The sequence below is a fragment of the Methylobacter sp. sgz302048 genome (genome assembly GCF_052162025.1).
Taxonomy (GTDB): domain Bacteria; phylum Pseudomonadota; class Gammaproteobacteria; order Methylococcales; family Methylomonadaceae; genus Methylobacter.
The window spans coordinates 3,234,659-3,253,851 of record NZ_CP197401.1 but is presented as its reverse complement, the minus strand read 5'-3'; the positions used below and the strand labels follow the sequence as shown (position 1 = coordinate 3,253,851).

The 19,193-nt window shown below is 49.4% G+C and carries 10 protein-coding genes; 1 reads left to right on the top strand and 9 read right to left on the bottom strand.

The features are described 5' to 3' along the window. Positions 1–48: 48 nt before the first annotated feature. The 4 genes from ACTNE6_RS14480 to ACTNE6_RS14465 form a co-directional block, all read right to left on the bottom strand. The gene (locus ACTNE6_RS14480) at positions 49–972 is read right to left on the bottom strand and encodes an encapsulin (RefSeq protein ID WP_194971701.1); all 924 of its coding nucleotides are present in this window, start codon (positions 970–972) and stop codon (positions 49–51) included. Between the two features lie 275 nt (positions 973–1,247). After that, the gene (locus ACTNE6_RS14475) at positions 1,248–1,646 is read right to left on the bottom strand and encodes a hypothetical protein (protein ID WP_194971704.1); all 399 of its coding nucleotides are present in this window, start codon (positions 1,644–1,646) and stop codon (positions 1,248–1,250) included. 337 nt (positions 1,647–1,983) lie between these two features. Then, positions 1,984–2,277 carry a hypothetical protein gene (locus ACTNE6_RS14470; RefSeq protein WP_228779272.1) on the bottom strand — a complete coding sequence of 98 codons (294 nt, stop codon included), beginning with the start codon at positions 2,275–2,277 and terminating at the stop codon, positions 1,984–1,986. 323 nt (positions 2,278–2,600) lie between these two features. Continuing rightward, positions 2,601–10,670: a SpvB/TcaC N-terminal domain-containing protein gene (locus ACTNE6_RS14465; protein ID WP_228779271.1), complete on the bottom strand. Its 8,070-nt coding sequence runs from the start codon at positions 10,668–10,670 to the stop codon at positions 2,601–2,603. 922 nt (positions 10,671–11,592) lie between these two features. Between ACTNE6_RS14465 and ACTNE6_RS14460 the strand changes: the two genes are divergently transcribed. Further along, positions 11,593–12,627 carry a YagK/YfjJ domain-containing protein gene (locus tag ACTNE6_RS14460; protein WP_194971168.1) on the top strand — a complete coding sequence of 345 codons (1,035 nt, stop codon included), beginning with the start codon at positions 11,593–11,595 and terminating at the stop codon, positions 12,625–12,627. 161 nt (positions 12,628–12,788) lie between these two features. On the opposite strand, the gene ACTNE6_RS14455 is transcribed toward ACTNE6_RS14460, so the two are convergent. From ACTNE6_RS14455 to ACTNE6_RS14435, 5 genes are all read right to left on the bottom strand, one after another. After that, positions 12,789–13,661 carry a hypothetical protein gene (locus ACTNE6_RS14455; RefSeq protein WP_194971167.1) on the bottom strand — a complete coding sequence of 291 codons (873 nt, stop codon included), beginning with the start codon at positions 13,659–13,661 and terminating at the stop codon, positions 12,789–12,791. Then, positions 13,658–15,952 carry a hypothetical protein gene (locus tag ACTNE6_RS14450; protein ID WP_442497238.1) on the bottom strand — a complete coding sequence of 765 codons (2,295 nt, stop codon included), beginning with the start codon at positions 15,950–15,952 and terminating at the stop codon, positions 13,658–13,660. Before ACTNE6_RS14450 ends, ACTNE6_RS14455 begins: the two co-directional genes overlap by 4 nt. 497 nt (positions 15,953–16,449) lie before the next feature. Beyond that, positions 16,450–17,052 (bottom strand): condensin complex protein MksE, encoded by a 603-nt coding sequence (locus ACTNE6_RS14445; RefSeq protein ID WP_194971165.1) that lies wholly within the window; start codon positions 17,050–17,052, stop codon positions 16,450–16,452. Further along, entirely contained in the window at positions 17,049–18,293 is a 1,245-nt protein-coding gene (locus ACTNE6_RS14440) for a hypothetical protein (protein ID WP_194971164.1), read from the bottom strand. Before ACTNE6_RS14440 ends, ACTNE6_RS14445 begins: the two co-directional genes overlap by 4 nt. Continuing rightward, a complete protein-coding gene (locus tag ACTNE6_RS14435) occupies positions 18,286–19,173 on the bottom strand; it encodes a WYL domain-containing protein (RefSeq protein ID WP_194971163.1) in 888 nt (295 codons plus the stop codon). Before ACTNE6_RS14435 ends, ACTNE6_RS14440 begins: the two co-directional genes overlap by 8 nt. Between the last annotated feature and the right edge of the window lie 20 nt (positions 19,174–19,193).

Sequence of the window (19,193 nt, the reverse complement as noted above, 5' to 3'; positions counted from 1 at the left end):
ATCCGGCGTTGGTCTGCTATAGCAACAGTCAGTGCATAATTCGTTTTCTTATGGTTGCGGCAATTCGAAGTCGAATCTGACGATGGCACTAGAATTGTGTACGATGAGCTGGCTACGCTGAAAAATGCGGAAGAATGAACGGGTTGAATCGCTTCCATCCCGAACAAATCCGACCATCACATCCGGTCGATTTTGGTCTGTTCCAGGAACTTGGAACACATGGCGTGTTATCGGTCTGCCTCCCAAGGAAATTAGCAATCCTTTATCTGGAGGGAGAGCGCCGGTTAGATGTATTCCGCCTTTTAATAGCTTTTCGAGTTTGTCGGATGTAGACGTTAAAGGTGTTGAAATCAATTGCGTGGTTGCATCACCATACCGTGAAGGATCGAGTATCAATGCATACGGCCCACGATGTTCGTCCAGTATGGCAATCGCTTTTTGCACTGCATCATGTATCGCTTCACCGAAGAAATCGGGTCGCTCTGGAGACAACGCTTTTACTTGTATCGATTTTCCGGCTGATTTGAGCAATCCTTTCTTTATTTTATTTTCATCTCCCCGTTGAATTTTAATTTGCTTTGGTAAAAGATCCGGCAAAGCATCCTGCCCGTGGAAAAAAAGGATATCTTCTGCAATGGCAATTAACTTAGCGCCATCACGAACCAGAAGTTCAACGTCTTCATTTGTTTTTGCCCCAGTTACCTGGCCACTCGTTAGCGAAAAACGGTAACCAAATTCATATAGCTGAGCAGTATCGGAATTCGAAATGGAACTAACGTCAATTTGCTCATCGTATTCGACAATTCCAGCTGGAAAACTTTCATCAGGCTGCGTGTGCGATATGGCTGGTTTGAATAAATGGGCGCCTACACGGAGGAGGTCAATTTCTTCTTGTACCGCGCGGTCTATGACATCCGTCCAGACCGATGAATCATCCTGCCATATCTCGTCACGTAATAGATAGTCGCTCATGGTACACCTCGCAAATAAGTTGTTGGTTGATCCCAAGACAGGCTTCGCTTGCCTATAGCAAATTGTAAAAACAGCTTCCATCATCCTTGGGTATTTCGATCACGTACTCTGGCGCAATATCCAAACAGCCGATAATTAGCCATCCTTGTTTTCCTTGTCCTTCTGTTTATTATTTATCGTCAATTCCTACTCATAGTTTCCCGGCCCAGCATGGGATTACCGCTCCGCTCTAAAGCCAGTGCGGGCTACATACGTCTCATCATCTCGATAGCCCGTCAGAGTGGGCTATAAAAAACGATGTAGTTAACTCGAAGAATGATGCCAGTTGCCCCCCTGACGGCCAGGTTGCCCACCACCTCCAAGTTTGCAGTTCCTCTACCTCTGTCCACCTTGACGAAGCCTTGCACGTTTGCGCTATCGACGGCCCATAGCGCATCATTAACGGTGCCGTCATAGGCGAAACTCGCCAGAGACATTGTGCAACTCGCTATCGGCGGTGCGTTTGTCAAGTTCACAGGTCCAACATCGAAAGTCAGTGTATCCCGGGTAACATCGCCTGAAGCATCGCCAGTGAAAAGACATTCAACGATTCCGCTGAGGATCGTGAGACCACCTCCTGCCAGACTTTTCGGAATCGTTTGATTGGGATGTACTGCAATCACTGAAATTGCCATAAAGTTCTCCGCTGTTGTTAAGTTTTGACCATTTATTGCTAAGTACCTTAGTGTTTGACGGGGTATTTACCCTGTTCGAAACATTTTCCTCAGGCAGGACAGGATATTCATCTAGTGCTTTCTCCTTCCATGCATCAATAACGCGCACACTCAACACCGATGCGGGGTTTGCCGATGACCAAACCCAGTGTTCCGGATAGGCCACATAACCCTTTCTTATTGGGGTTTTGTGGATATAGTTCAGCTTCTGCCGATAGAAATCCGGATTTTCAATCTTCTTCGGTGCATTTGGTATCCCTCCAGAACCGATATTTTCCCTTATCGTCCATGAGCAACCTCAAAACACCGGGCTCCGTGGTTTCAAGGTTGCTCTTGAACTGTGCCGATATAAACCGTTAAAATCCCATAGGCATCCAGCCATGTCAGGTGACGTGGCGATCAGGCGGATAGGGTTCAGCATGAACACATAGCCATTCAATTCCAGCCCTTTGTTCTCCTGGCAATAACGCAGCGACTCAGCCAAAATCTGCCAGCGGTTGTGCCGATCAAAGAGGTAATACCAGCGTTGTATCGTCAGCGTAAGGTAATACGTCCCGGCATTCAGATCAGCGTCGACACGGCGCCATAGCATTACATTGGTTTCCTTTAAATTTTCACACTGTGTCTATACCGACCTCGTGTGCTGGTATGCTGGACGGAATATTCATCCCATCCTTAACGTTATATTGCGACGTCGTACCACGGTCATCCATTTCATCATCCCACCATATCCAAAACGTTCGGGACGGGGTACATACCCGTCCCGCTCGGGAGAGCCCGAAAAAATCAAAGCCGAACCGCTATGCCTCGGAATCACTCCAGAAAAAACCGTCCGGCTAATCGCTCCGTATCATGTGGTGGATTGCTTCGCGAATCCGCCGTACATGGTTCGTATCCTACGCGGGCTTCTCACCATTATTTCTTGTTCGCCCAGGGCACTTTTTCGTGCGTCTTGTACATGGGCTTGCTCTGCTCGCTTGCCATCCTGGCAAGGTCTTGATTTGTGAGGGTATCGAGCGGAACTGCCGGTCTCCCCGAGCCCTGCGAAACCATGGCTCCCGGCAGAGCTAACCCAGCCTGGCGCGCGGCAAAAGCGCAGTTAGCACAAAGGGGAATGCTCGGGTTGACGTACAGAATCTTGTAACCGTTGTCGACGGCAAAACGAATCTTCTGGATCTCGGCGTGCCCGCCTGAATAAGGCACGAGCACTTCGCCCGGCTTGAGGTGTTTCTGGTCGATCTCGACCGTGGCGGAAATCAGCGTGACAGTCTTGCCGCTCTTGTCGACGGCCGGGCCGACGTCGATCGTGGTTTTCGGCTGCTGCTGCTCGCGTACAGCGGTTCTCATCAAATCTGCCGCTCGTGCACTGTATTCCTGCTGAGACAGCTGCGCTGAAGTAGTCGCCGGTGCGGATGCACCTATCGCACTTCCGCCGCCAGAGGTAGCAGGTTTCGGTGATGCTGAAGCCGGAGCTTGGGCTGGCTCGGAAACGATCGGCGTCCGTCCCGTCGTTCCAACCATGCCGCCTGGATTGTTGACGACCACATTGGCTAACGCTGCGTTGGACGCTGATCCCTTCTGAGCCCCTCCGGCCGCGGTGAGACCTTGAAGAACGATGTGCCGCGCCTGCTCCTGTCCGGCGGCTTTTCTTCGCGCTACGTCCTGCCTGGTTCCAATAACGGCCATGCTGACCATTCTATTTTCTTGATAGTCGTGCGGGACTAGGACTTCATCCATGACTTTCTGTGGCGTCCGGTCCAGCCGCGCCTCATCAATCCGTTCAAAGTCATCGGCCGTCACCCCTTTGCTAATGAAGTATTTGGCCAGGTACTCGGTAGAGGTCATCGGACTAAAGCCCAGCTTCGCTATAACGCTCGGCAAATCCCTGGAATGACGCATGATTTCCACAATCTGTTCACGATTGAGTTGAGTCGGTGACGGATGCTCTTCATCGGTTCCATTCGAGTCTATCAGCCTTATCGGGTTTTGAGAGACATAAGCAAATAAATTGATTCCGGCACTTACGTCTTTCGGATCACAACTCACCCACCTCCCCAACCATGGGGCATAATACCTCGCCCCGTGATAGTTAAACCCCGTCTCCTCATCCTGCTCCTTGCCGGTATACCGATACCGCTTCGGCGTATCGGTATTATTCCGCGCCGCCTGATAAGCCGTCGTGCCATGGGAATGATATTCCTCATAGGAAATCACCTGCGCCTGATCGGTCAGCTCCAGCACCGCAGAGCCTAAGTGATTGCCAAGCTGATACCGCACTAGTCGCTGCGGAGCCGGATCAATGCCGCGCGTCCGCGTTTCGATCAGCGCGACGCGCTGTTTGTCGTCCATGATGTGCAGCGTCTCGCGCTCCAGCGTGACGGCCTGCCCGTTGTATTTGCGGTACACCTCGAAGCCGCCGAGGTAAATACGCTCATCTTTCGGCTTGCCGTTCTGCGTTTCGGTGATTTTGCGCACCCGCTGGCCGCCCGCGTCATAGACGTACCAGGTTTTCTCCCCAATACCGCCGTTGACGACCTGGCGTTGTGAGCTGCGGATCTGATCCTTGAAATCCCACTCCATAGCCGGCAGGTGCGGCATAGAAGTCATGTTGCCGTGCGCGTCGTAGCTATATTTGGCGCCATAACCGGGCGTAGCCGTGTAGTCTTCCAGATTGTCGGGCTCGCCCGGCAAACGGGTGGCAAGCAAGCGGTTGCTGCCGACGGCATACTGGTAACAACGATTCCAGATCGCCTGTCCGGGTTGGTCAAGGTCGCGGCCCGGGTGGTGAAGCATCTGCAAAATGTTGCCGACGGCGTCGTAACGATAGTTCTCGACGTAGTTCCGCAGTGCCTGACAGTCATTAGGGATGGTGGGGACGATGCGCTTGCTGTTGTCCCAATCGGTTTGCTGGTCCCCACCCTTGTGTTCGCGACCGCTGGCCGCGATCAGCCGGTATAGCGCGTCGTAGCGGTATTCGGCGCCGGGTTTTACGCAGACATTGCTGTGAAACACTGTGTCCTGGGCCTCGTCGCGAATCTGGGTGATGTTGCCGACCGGATCGTAGGTGTAGAAAAGGTTTTGTAATGCCTCGGCTCCTCGCAGGGATTTCAAATGGTTCAGGCGGAAGGTGAATTCGTCGTACTCATACCGGGTGGAGACGCCATTTCCGTATACGATTAATTCGCGCTGGCCTTTGGCGTTGTAGTCGATGTCCGTGACGATGTGTCGAGTCGCGGTGTCGATATCGAGCAAGGTTTGTGGCTCGCCCTGCTGTTCCAGCCAGACGTCCATGCGTTCCAGCAGGCCGGCCTCGTTGTAGCTGGGTTGGATGATATTGAGTTTGGCGTCGGGCCGGTTGCTGTGTGCGGCAACAAGCTGAATCGGGCGATTGAGCGCGTCGTAGCGGGTGCTGCTGGTGAATATCTCCGCTTCCAGCGCCGGTTCCTCGGACCAGTCGGGTGTGGCTTTGTAATTGCTGATTAATTGGCGCGTGCTGCGGAGCGGGTTGCCTTTGAAGTCGAAGGCTTCGTCTTTATCGGTGACCGGGTTGTGCCCCATGCTGGTAACTAAGCCTGCGGTGTCGTAATGCTTGTAGGGTTTGCCGCGCAGGTTGAGCTGTTTAGTTTGATCATTTTCTGGATGATCCGGATCAACAAACAGGCCGTTATTGGGTGTGTCGCCGTAGATCACTTTCTCGAACTGGATGATTTTGTCAGGATCTTCCGGATCGGCGCCCCTGACGAAGGAACCTATTGGCCGGTGCAGTGCGTCGTAGTCGGTGCGGAACGTATGGCCTCGACTGTCCCAGGCCAGCATCGGTTTGCCGGCGGCGTCGTTGAGCATCCAGCGGTCGCCGGCGTCCATGCTGTGCTGAAACAGAAGATTGCCGGTGATGTCGTAGCAGGGTGTGAAATCAGTGACCGGGTCGGTTGCTTGATTGTTTTTCACCGGAGGATTGATGTATTGCATCACCCGATTCTTGCGGGCATCGCGAATCCATAGCGGCTTGCCCTCGGCATCGAGCTTGGTAAAGGTGAGATATTTTTCATCCTTCAGCACGCCAGTGACATCTTTGTACTTGTTATGGGCGACAGAGATCACCTCGCGGCCGAGGCTATCGAGAATCATGAGAGCAGGAGTGTCGGCATGCTCGGCCGCCAGTTGCGCGGCGCGTCTTTCTTCCGTCGTGCCGACGGATTTGCGTGCGAACCAGGCGTTGCCCGTTTCCTTGACGGTATCGTTCTGGTCGAAGCTGCGGACATACCAGGGCGAAAACTCGACCCGGCTGTAGCTGCCATCGGGCATTTCGGTACGCACGACGCGCCCCACGGGGTCGTAGTAGATAACCGGCGTAACGCCCACTTCGGGAGGATCCTCAAAGCGGTGGCCTACCCCGGGCGCGCAGAAGTAGGGTTCGTACTGCTTGACCGGTTTGCCTTTATTGTTGAGAATGGTCTTGCCGTTGGCAACCCAGCGCTGGGGCTGACCGTCGGCTTCCGGCTCGGCCTGGACTTTCTTCACGATCACGCTGCCCATGCCGTCCGAATACTCGAAAGCAGTTTGTAGCGGGCTTTTCTGGTCCGGCGCTAACTGGCTTACGTGTCGCTCCCGCAGAATACCGCAGGCGCAGGCGGGATTTTGCCCCCATCGAATAGCGGGTTTTCCATCCGGTCGAATAACGGGTACTCCATCAGGGAGCTTTTCTTCGATTTCACCAAAGTAATAGACATGGCGAGCAGAGGCATTGCCTAGCCATTCACTTGCCTGGGTTTCATCGTACGGCTTTTCCGTCACAAAAAATTCCGTGAGTTTATCTAATGACGGATTGGTAAGGTCGTCATTAAATCCGATTAGATTGTCGCCTTCCGCGCCTTTGCCTTTCACCGCCATGGCTGCGGGTAGGCCTAACACGTCGAAGAACACCGCGGACAGGTTGTCGTTGATGTCCTTCATCTCGCTCGGCGCCAAGACGCGGAAGTCGAAACGGATGACCTCGGTCTTGTTCTGCATCGCGTCGGTGCTCGATTTCACGAAGAGATCGCGCGGGTCGTATTCCAGCTTAGTGACGTTGCCGAAGGGGTCGGTATATTTCTCCGGCAAGTAAAAGTGCTGCGCCGCATCCGGCGCGAAGCCGGCGATGCCGGAGCGGATCCAGTATTGGCCAGCCAGTTCTTCAGTCGGAATTTCGGGCGGCGGTGTAAATCGAGCGATCAGATCAGCCCCGCTCAGATAACCACTCCGTTTTGCATCTTGAAGCTGACCACGCGCTGTTGTGCCGTTGACAACTTCTTCCAGCTTATTTATTCCAGTTGAATCCTTGAACACGGCATCGAGCAAGTTATCGGTCAGCGCCAGTTTATAAGCTTCATAGGCAAGCCCGAGGCGGCCGTGCTGTTTGAACGGCAAAGGATCGATCAGGTTTTCTTTGAAAAACAGCGTCCTTGCATGCTCTACCAGACGCTTTTCGACTTTTGGCCGTATCTCTCGACCAGATAATTTATGGTAAGCAAGTGTCTCCACTTCCTTCAAGTCTGTGCCAGTAGCTGGATAAACTGAGCTTAATTTGAATTTGCGAAGATTTTCCAGGCTGAAATACTCACCTGCCTGAATTTTTATGCCGGTCAGTTCGTAGGTCAACACTTCGCAAGGGACGCGTAAGCGGCGGTTGTCCAGTGCCGCCTCTTTATCTTCAGTCTGAGTTCCAAAATCTTCCGTATAGCGTGTTTCGGTATAGGCCAGATGGGTTTCCTGCTGGACATCGCGGATCAGGGTAATCTCGTCGTCCTTAAGCGATCCGTCCTTGAACTGTTTAATGCGCGGATAGACAACGGCTACCGATTGCAGCACGTTGCCGTATTCGTCGTATCGAAGCTTCAGGGTATGGGCAATGCGCGGATCGGGAAAAATATCGTCTTGCGTGAGATCCAGTTCGTAGTGATAACTGATGGCCTCGCTTTCTGCGACCAGAAATACTGCGTTCGGGTTGGTCGCCCTCGGTTGCAGGCGCCGGATGTGGCAGTTGTGGTAGGCGGTGAAGAACAGCTTTACCGGGCGTTGTTCTCTCTGTTCCAGCGCGCCCACGTGCAGCTCGTACACTTCCTGGCGCAGCATCATGCCTTTGCAGGCCCGTAAGGCCTCTCGCCATTCCTCGGCGTTGAGCTCTCCCGCAGACAGGTCGGGCTCTGGAAGGTCATTTTCCTGAAAATCTCCCAAAACGTTGTCCTTATCCGGCTTCAGGTCCTCGAACCATTTGGGGAAATACTCATTTTTGAATTGCGAGAGTATGTGGTCGCGGTCGAGAAAAGCGCCGGTGTGGTACCAGGTCACGGTCTTGACCGGCGGCTGGTAAAGAGTCTTGTCCGCTATAATGTAAGGGCTGTCGGCATTGCCTTGTTCGAATTTGCCGTAAGATTCCACGTCCAGCTGTTCGACGCGACCGAAACCGCGGAATTCACGTTCAGCTCCATCGAAATAACCATGATGATACGAGTAAGTGCTGGAGAAACGGGTTTTACGCCAATTATCGGAAACGGTGACTTTCTCGACCACATGGACCGGGAATGGCAATTTGGTAATCCAGGGTTTTCCTTTCTCTTTATCTTGGAGGTAAAACTTGGTGGAAGGCGCATAGTCGATTGTGGTTTCTGCTCCGAGATTGTTTTTTATTGATTTCAAGAGATGCGGTTTTTGCCCGCCCATCAGGTCAATATAACGCATTGGGCAATTTGCATAGCTGGGCAATGGCGATGACCATACGAGGCATGCCGTACCGTTCCCTAGTAAATCCATGGCTTGAATAGCGGCCAGATTGTCAACTGCCGGAAAACTGGGCAGTTCCGTCCGCTTTCCCCAGCTATTGCCCGACTGGTTGAAGTAGATGTGGACGCCTTTGCCATGCAAATACAAAATGTCTGTCGTGCCCGAACCGTCGATATCGGCTAGCCGGATACGGCGGGGATTGAACTGATCGCAGGCATCAAACCAGGGAGAATGATCCATGGTCACTTTAGCGCCGAAGCGGCAATAACCGAGGTTGGGCCAGTAACAGACTTCGCCATTACGGATGCGAACAATATCGGTCAGGCCATCGCCCGATACATCGGCTAAAAAGATGGATTGCTCGAGATCGGCGAAGATCAGACGCGGGCCTTTCTCTTCATCGAACTGTTGCTGGACTCGTTGCGCCTGCCCATAGCCTGATTCCGCCAAAGAAGCATGCCAGATGAAAGCTTGATCCTCGGAAATGAGAATGTCGGCATGCCCATCGCCGGTCAGATCGATAAATTTGAGATTCGGATCGCGGGTATCGATATTCGGCCAGGAGGAAAAGGCTTGAAAGGGTTCCCAATCTTGATCGCATGTGCGCTCATAAAAGCCGCAGACAGGGCCTTCCATTATTACGAGATCGGTATGGCCGTCGCCCGCCAGATCCATGAATTGAGCTTGGCCGCCCGCTAGAGTTGAATTGGGTATGAATGGAATTTGTTGTATGGGGCCGAAACGGGCGGTTACTGTTTCTTCGTTTTCGTCTGGATTAGCGCTGAGATTGCGTTTGTAAAACCAGCCGCCGGCCTGCTCGGTGAGAATGCCGGAGAGACCTTCGCCATCGAGATCGACCCATTGAAAGATCGATCCATCAAGACCCTGAGGCAGATTTTCCAAGCTTTTTGGGTCAACTTCCCGAATCGTTTCAACGATGTTTGGCTGGGTGTATTCGAACTCCAAGGGCGGTAGCGATTTTGACCGATAGCCGCCTCCTTGTTTTCGTTTATAGCTGACTTGGTTGACTGACTGCAGCAGGGAATAGAGAGGATCTTTTATTTCGTCTGGGGTGTTTTCGTATGAGTAGTTGAAATCCGTGGAACGCACCAAGCAATTAGCTTCGACTCCCGGTTCGCCTGGGAAATGATGGAACATTAAGACTCGCTGGCAAAGGCGGTAGGTACGAATTTCAAATCCGGCTCTGTAGGTAGAGAACGGATCGTTACGAATCGGCCAGGTCTTGCCGGTTTCTTTCGGTAATGGATTATCTCTATCATGTTCACCATAGTCGAAGACGACTTCAAAAAACCAGTGTTGGTTGACATCTTCTTCAGTGGTAGAAGCTGGCGGGCTGGGCCATGGCAATGTGGCTTGAAGTTTAGGGAGGTAAGGCTTGTGGTTGCCGTAGCGAATCCACTTTAAATACCGGTTGGCTTTACGAGTCGTGTCCGTGCGGTTTTTTTCATGCGTGAACGATTCTACGGTCCTGTTTAATCCATCGACTCCCTCAGAATCCTCAGGTTTGTAACCATAAACGATGACGTTACCTTTATCGTCATGACTTTCGCAGATCAACCAGGAAAAAATATGAGGAGAGCCGGCGTTGGCTGGATCGCCTGTAGTTGGATCAAGAGGAGGCTCAGCAATTCGGCTTTCGGCGGTCTTACCGTACCAGGTCGTGATATTGTCTCTGGAAATGGAGCGCCAAAAGGTGTCGTTAGAGTCGGCTTGATTTGTCCATCTTTCAATGCGGGCGAACAAGCCTTCGATTCGGGGACGGTAACTTTTGATGCGATAGATTTGATTGCCAACAGATCGTGGCGCTATTTGCTCTGGCGCCCAGTTTCCGGTGCCTTGGTCGATCAGAACCGGAACAAGATCTTCGGCGCCGGATAATATGAAAACATCCGGCTCTTCTTCGTCTTGATATCGAGGTAAGCCTTTGTCGGTTTTGCGTGTAATGGACGGAAGAGAAAGACTCCAGCCTAATCCAAACGGGCCATTGCCAGCACCTGAGTCGTAAGAAAGGGTGAGTTGAGGTCCAAAACCAGAACGGCCTGGTGACGCGGCGATAGGGATGGTCATCGAGCCCGTGCCGGTAACCGGATTGGCAGCAAATTTCTCGCCCATACCACGAATTGCGCCACCGCCTTTTGGAAGCGTGATCGAGGGAGGTGCTACACCTTGCTTTTCTGCGTTGGTTTTCTCAGTTTCTACAGCCATAACCATGGGTTACTCCGCTGCTGATACGTGAAAGGCGTTATAAAACCACTCAAGATTAGAATGATTCAAAAAACTGGGAAATCCAATCGCTGAAACTAGTAATCGAGTAGTGATTTGATACTAGTCCTAAAAGCCATATTGTGCAATTTTTCTAACATTTAAAGTTAACTGCATCTATAAGAACCATTGAAAACTGCGGATAATCTCTTAATCCTGGATGTCGGGAAGGGGGTAGATACCGGACATCCAGAAGCGAGATCTTTCGTTCATTTGAACGTCTGAAAGTGGCACAACTGAGACTGTCAATGTCGGATTCGCTCCAAGCTGAGGTTTGAAATTGTCAGATCGAGTCTGAGCTAATACAACTAAGTTACACCTCATATGTTAGCGATATATTTAGCTCGATGGTTCTCACGATATTTATATTCAAAGTGAATCGTCTATTGTAAATGGTTTCATAGAAATAACTGTTCAAGATTTTTGAAATTAAAACCTTATTATATGGACTTGCACTAACTCGGTATAAAAAAATATTTTTTATTCATCCTTGAAATCAAGATAATTTATTTGTATTGAACAAAGATTGTTAGGCATTTTGGAGTTCAGATAATTTCGGTTTTTATATTATTATTTTATTTAACTATTTATATAAGTGAATGGATAATAATTAATAATATTAATCTCATTATTAATCACTCTTCTTTGCCTGCTTAAGCACCCACTAAACCTTGAGTCTTCCTACAGAGAGAGCAGTATACAGTTACCGTATTAAGACTCCTCTGTTCATTGATAGAGTAACTAGGTTGTTTTCAAAGATAATTAGAGACACAGAGGGATTGCCTAAAACAATCCCCCTAAAGTTATCGATTGTCTTATTCGTGCAAGTTCATAAACAAATCTTTTTATTAACTAAGAGGTTTTTATGAACACATTATCTGAACAATTATTCCATATCGAACAACTGACCCATACGATCGTTAATCAACCCGATGATCCTCTCTATACCGTTATCGATCAAGGTAACGGCGGGGTACAGGTCATACCGACGCCATTAGCGAATATGATATTCCTCACCATTCGAGACTACATCTATCCGCTGCTTCAGCAGTTTCCGATTCATCAATTTAATCCTTATATCAACGTGTTCTTTAAAAACGTGCTCAACGGTAATTTAGCGGAGAGTATCCTTCATCATGAGAGCCTGAAAAAACAGAACGATCACTATCAGATCGGCTTCGATTACGAGGTGGTGCTGGACGTGATGACGCGGATGCGTGTCTGCCTCGATCAGATCAGACAAGAAATAAAGAGCTTTGAATTTAAAAACTTGATCTATAACGCTAACCGCGCATCCAAAAAGAACTATGAGGGATTAATGGCTTATATCGATTCGTTATTTGATAATTATTACCAATTACTAGTGATCAGAGTGGATTTGGGTTATCACCAAGGTAACCATATCACCTGCCAGGTCGACGTGGCGAATAAATATTGGGAGGCGAAACATGACTTTGAGCATTTATTTAATAATGCCAAGATGAACAGCCTTTTTGAACACAAGGTGGGCCATATCTGGTCACTCGAATATGGCCCGGATAAAGGTTACCACTATCACTTGATCCTGTTTTTCGATGGTTCTAAAGTCCAACATGATGTTTACCTAGCGATGAGGGTAGGTGAGTATTGGATTTACCCTATAACGGCGGGGCGAGGTGTTTATTGGAACTGCAATGACCATAAAGACGATTACTTTAAATGCGGGATTGGGATGATCCATTATAGCGAGGGCGAAAAAATCAAGCATCTAAAACAGGCAGCAGCCTATTTGATCAAAGTGGATCACTATGCGCGCCTGTTGACACCCGGCAACGGTAGAACCTTCGGTCGGGGTGAAATCCTGCCACCACGAATCGAGGGGCCTGGAAGACCGAGATTGTACAAAATAAATTCGAATTGATCTGAACTAAGCCGTTGAACAGGAGATGTTTCAACGGCTTTTCTGCCGCTGACTCAGAAGAATTCAACAATAACCCGCTAAATATCCACAATCTGCTTGGCGTGGGTTAAGCGGTAAGCTTAAAACAGTGAAGGCGAGTCGGTTGCGGACTTCATCACCGGTCACAGCCAGATGGCTTCCTGCTCTAAGGCTTTGCCGTGATATTGTGAAATTTCCGCAAGTTGCTCTAGATCTTTATCTACTAAATTTGACAGTTTAAGTTGGTTATAGGCGTTATGGAATAAAATGCTAGTACGGGACCATATTTCCTTATCACCGTATTTCATGAGCTTGTCCTGCCAGTTAGGCATCCAATAAAAATCGAGTTTAGTTTCCGCATGAAGAGATTTGGCAAGGCGCGCATAGTTGGATAATCCAATGCCATCGTAATCCGGAAACAAAATCACCTGCGGGCTACGAGAACATTCGGATAACCATTGTAAAAAAAACTCTGGGAGTTGCCCGGCGTAATAAATAAGACAGCCATTGAAATCGTTGTCGAGCCAGTCATTGCGATCAAATAACGCTTGGTTTTCCACGAATAGCAAAGTCCGATTACATCGCCAGGATTGATCCGCGTTTAAACGTAATGCCGCAATACCAAATTTGCTTGTGGCAGCAGTAACATCCAATGTGGTTCTCTCATCTTGCCAAATGACCCCGTCGGCCCAGGCCTTCATCAACAGGTAGTAGGATTGGTGAGTAGAATTACCTTTTTTACTGCTGCGATTGATGCCCACATTGCGGCTACGATCCGGTAGATCGGGCGGAAGATCGGTTTCGGAAACGGGTTGCAGTTGCGCTAAATAATTCGATAACGCCAAGGGGTTAATGACCCTATAAAGCGTACTTCGTCCTTGCCTGGCAATTTCAATGAGGCGGGTGCTGCTTGAAAATGTCTCCAAAGCCTTACGCTGTTGCAAGGAAAAGCTGGATGATGGAAGTGCTGCTGGGCTATCTAATAATCGTTGGATGGCATCAGATAAAGCGTTCACGGTAAAGCCTTTTCCAAGGGTTCCAGGATTTGCCAATTTAGTCGGCTGATATGATTTTTACCGCTGACGGTCCCAATCGGCACACAATAACGAGCAGTAATCTGCGGTTCCGGTGAAGCAAATATCAAAGAAAAACCGAATTCGGCGGCGGTTTGGATGAGGTTTCGCTGGTTGCGCTGATCCAATGAGGCGGCCTCATCCAGATAGCAAGCGGTTTTGATGCTTTTTCTGTCATCCTGCATTTGATTGAGCATGGCTAAACCGGTAATTAACTTGGCCATTAAAACCGTGCCGTTCGACGCGGCACTGTCCAACTCTTCGAACTCGGCCGGATTCTGGTTCTGCTTGCCGATGACGAACACCAAACGAAACAAATGCTCGACTTTCAAACTACCGAGTTTCTCGCCCTGTTTGATCAATAAATCCTTGGCTTTATTAAGCTCCTTATCATCCAGTACAGTATTGTGATCGAAAAGATCAAAAGAATGCCCTGACTCGACTTGTTCGGAAGTCGAAATCAAGGTTCGGATGGCGTTTACAATCGCTTCCTCTTCACGCGGTTCGATCTTGAAAACCTTGAGATCGGATAAGGGGCGCTTATTGATCTTATGGTTAAAGTCCGACATTCGGCGTTTTAAAGTTTCTAAACTATCACGCAAATCGCGCAAAATAGCCGCCACTTGTACCACCGCAGAGCGGGCTTTACGCTCAATTGCAGCTTGTTCCTGTTTGAGTTGGGCTGTGTAATTGAACAGTGCTTGTAATTCTTGTTCCGGGCCTTCCTGTGCCTCAAATTTGTTGATACCGTCATGTCGCAACACATTCAAATCGCCGGCCAATTCTTTATCCAGTTCCTTCAACCGCTGACAATCCTGGTTGTAAGATTCAATCCGATCGGCTAATCGATCGATTTCAAACTGCGCATGATCCATCCACGGCACATTCGGCAATTGATCCAGGAAGTTAAACGGGGGCTCATGATCTTTGCGTTGTTGCCGTGCGAAATGGACGCGTTTATGCCTGTTATTTAGGTTTTCACTATCTTTTTTGACTTCCGACAACGCATTATCGGTTTCAAGCTTTCTTTTTTCTAATGACTTGTCTTCTTCCGCTAATGTAATCAGTTGTTCCTTCGAATTCTTGATGAGCTGGAGTCGATCGGGCGCCGATACCTGCAAGGCCGTCAGTTCCTGGTAAAGCTCGATATCCTTGCGTTGTTGATCGAGCTTTTGATCAAGCTCATCGACTTTTGCTTTTTCTTGTTCGTAGTGTTCCACCGTAGCCAGCGTCGTTTCCCAGCCGGTTCGTTGACGTTGTAACTCTTCGATCTCGTATTGTAGTTCGGCAACGGTCTTAATCTGTAAATTCGGTTCCAATGATGCCAAGTTGATTGATAGTCCTGCCACTTCCAAAACAGTTTCTTTCAGATGCTCAGCTAATTCCTTGCCAAATGCTTTTAGTTGATTTTCATCCCTTACCTTGACTGTGCCATCTTGGGTGACTGGCAGACTTAGGACGGGAGCCGCCAATAAACGGCCCATCGCATGGAAACTTGCCGTCGGCAACGACTGTTGTAATTGTAAATACAGATTGTTGTCGATGGCGGAGAGCCGTTGCTCCAATTGCCTGATTTCATGCTGGCCTTTTACGATATGACGCCGAAGCGTATTCGCGTTGGGCTGGTTCTCGGCATTTTTCAGACGCGCGATTAAATTATCACGGCTCGCTTGCAAGCTGTTTAACTGTGCTACTAACTGGGCTAAATCTTGAACGAAATGGAACTGGCGGGTTAGCTCTTGGTAGCGTTCTTCCTGTTTTTCCAGTTGTTTTAGTTCGAGCTCGGTTTTTGCCTGATCCCGGTAAATAGATTTCTGCCTTTCGGCTAAAAGCTTTAATTGGCCTGCCAACCGTTCCGCTTCAGCTTGAAGCGTTTGATTTTGACGATTGAAATACACTTCCCACTCGGTCAGTCCTTTTTCGATCAAAGGTCGCCAATGGATAAGTTTACCTCTCAGTTCCTTTCGGATTTGCTGGCTGGCCTCCATCCTGAGGATGCGAGTGCGGTTACGGGATACCGCATCGAACTGCGCCTTGTCGTAATTGACATCAGCAAATGACTTGTCCCATTCGTCCTTGAAGTTGACGCTTCGGTCATGCAATTCGTTTTTATAGATCTCCAGCAAATACTCTTTCACTTGGCGGCTGTCTAGGCTATCCAGGCGTAGGGTCCGGGTCAGGATACGCTGATAAGTTGCGGCCTGGGATGTAAACTCCAACGGGAAAATCGTCAAATCCAGATCATCGGAGCGTTGCTTTTGCCGGTTACCGTACAACAACGAGCGTAGGTCTCCGGACTGATAAATCTTCGCTAATTTGCCTCGCTCCAACAGTCTCTCGATCAACTTGGGTTGAGTGACCAATTTGCCATTGTCCAGTCGATAGTCGTCGATATCTAGCCCGCCCTGGTAAGCAAAATATTCGTAATCGTGGCTCAACCCTTTCCCGACGCAGCCAATCACAGCCATGCCCGTTGATAACAGCACTTCTAACAGAATGTAAGCGCTATTATCAGGAAAATAAAACTTCCGTGAGCTTTCGATAGTGTGCGCCCCAAAGTCCATTAAGCGTCGATCGATGATCAATAAAAACTGCAGGGCATTGATCAAACTCGTTTTACCGGTATTGTTCGGTGCCACGATGGATACCGAATCGTCCAACGGGAGCTCCGCGCGACTGTAGCCGGCGCTATTCAGCAATACCAGTTTCTGAAAACCATATTGGCCCAAACTCATAAGGCTTCCTCGGACTGTTCAAGATCGCCCAATGCATCGAGGGGTGAAGACGCCGTGACGGTTTCATCCAGATCAGGTTTGTCTGCTTGCGCCAACTCCTCAAACAGATCGAGATAGCGGTGAACCGCCGGCAACAGCCAGTAGCTGCCATCCTCAAACAACGTAAAACCCACTCGGGCCGCGCGATCTAGGATTTCGCTCAAGGCTTGGGCGCTGGCCATTTCTTCGGCTTCCAATAGGGCATGATAGTGCTGGCTTAGTGCCTCTAATAATGGCCCGTCAACGCGCCATTGTTGAAACTGAAACAAATGCAGTCCCTGATCCGCCTGGTATTCGAACAAAAGCATTAAGAATAACGCTAAACGACGGCTTAACTTTCCGGTATAGGAACTGGCCTGCTCAGTCTTGAAATACGCAAATCCGCGTCCATCCATTACCAAGGCAAAACCCAAGGCAGAAAACAGACTTTCGTACCCGGCATAGTGTTTTTCTAAATCCATCCAGAGCTCGGTATCTTGCAGTCGATTGATGTGTATCCCAGAACTTAAGGCTTTAAATAAGGTTTGCAATTGGGCTAATTGCTTCAAATCAAGGGTCATGCCGTCTCCAGCACGTGGCTATGTAATGCAATCGCAACTTGCTTTAGCACAACGCGGGCGGCGCGTTCATTCGGCGTGGCATTAATGTCGGGTAAACGAATCAATTTATGATAAAGCTTCAATAAGGTGGCATCCTGGTAATTCCCGTAATGCTGCATCAGCCAGGTCATCAAATCCGGAATAGGTAAGCTCGCGTAAAGATGCCGGCGGATCGCTTCGTCATCCACTTGTTCAATAGCAACCAGCAACTGATCAGAGATTTCTTCGGGAAAATCAACGGATTTAGCTTGATAACCACGTATTTGTTCCATCAACGCCAAAAGTTCAGGGCCAACTGCAACGGAAACCGTACGTTCCTTACGCCAAACCGGCAAACGCTGTAGGGGGAACGTACGCTCTAAACCTTTTCTTCTGACTTGACCCAACAATTTGCCGATCGACGTACTCAACTGGTTATGCCGGCGGACTTCTTCGCGCAAAGGCATCAAGGTATTCGTGCATTTTTTCAATGCTTGCAGCCCGTTATGGCGTACGTCTTTCACTCGGAACATCACTTGGCGAAGCATCTGTTGATGGCTATACAAACCGCCCTGAATGGCCATAGCCTGAGCCAAGTTTTCGAGTACCTTCTCGGCGCGTTCCAGCAAGGGATAAAAGCTGCCGCCTGCGCCGGTGTCCATCAGTTCTTCCATCGGAAGCACATAGTGGTCATAAGCATCCAAGACCTCACGATAGCGTTGCTCTAAAGGCATCCGTTCATCCCTGGATTTGGCCCGTTCGGCAATGCCTTGTATAGCATGACTGTCTTGATCAAGTTGCTGCAGAATTTGTCGAAGCTGTTTGTCGATTCGTATTGCCCCGTTTTGCAAGGCGGCCATATCCCGCTGCTCCATCGCGAGTTGCAATTGGTCCAACCCCGCTTGAATATCAACGATCCTCGCTTTTAGAATCTCGGATAACCCCAATTCATGTTCGTGCAATAAAGCGCTGACAAACTGACTCACGGCCTCGTTGATTTGTAAACTGTCGCTGTGCGACATCGCAATCAACAATTCGTTATTGACCAATTGCTGCAAGCGTTCCAAGCGTTGTTCACGGCTGTTCTCGGGATAGACTTTAGTCAATAGTGACACGATTTCGTCCCGCTCAAAGGCAATATGCTCACGGCCCAACGCAACTAAGTATTCGATAATCTCCCAATGCCTATCGAGCGAACGGACGAGGCTGCGAGGATTAATCATGGTTTGCCCCTAGGGTGTCATCGGCCGAGACGCCGCGATTCAGCCAGACAATCTGCTGCACCTTGGGATCATCATGCTCCACATCCAGATGCAGCATGCGTAAGACATAGAGTTTTAAGGCTCGTCGGACATTCAGATGCAACTTCCCATTCACCATGCCAAAATCATCGGCAATGACCGTTTGTTGTTCGGGGCTCAGTCCTGGATGAGGAGTCAGGATCAATGTATCAAAGCGATTCCAATCCACGTCGTCATTGACTCCGGATGCCGCATTTTCGCCTAATTCTGGGGTGGAAATAAAGCGGGCTAGGACAAAATCTCGATAGTCCTCGTGTTCACGGCTAAAGGCGCGAATATGCCAGCGAAATCCGTTGAATACCAACGTATGTGGCTCTAGTGTCAGATATTTAGCCGGACTGGTTAACGATTGATAGCAAACCTTGATTTGCCGTTTTTCCCGTATGGCTTGATGAATCAGCCGGAGGTCCGGGAAATCTAGTTTTCGTTCGGGAGCGGACAGTAATTCCACGCCGATGCCGGTAGGCACAATAGGCAATACGACTGACTGTCCTAAACAACTTCCCGCTTCGACTAAGCGAAAATATTCCTCTGCGGACCCTCTCATAAAGCGGGGGGTAAAATTGTTACACGGAAAATAAGCCTTTTGCTGAGGATCGTAATACAAATTCCCTGAAGCTAATTGGCGGTACAGCGTAAAATCCTTAGACGCTTGCCCGCGTGAAATACCGAACAATTGCATCAAACTCCCCGTCGTTACTCGGCCTTCCCACAAAGCAGTCGCTTCCAATAACGCCAAACGTTGTCGGGTATCCCATTTCAATGAATTATCACTTGGCCGGAAAGAAATCATGAGATTCATTATATGCCATTTTTTTTGAC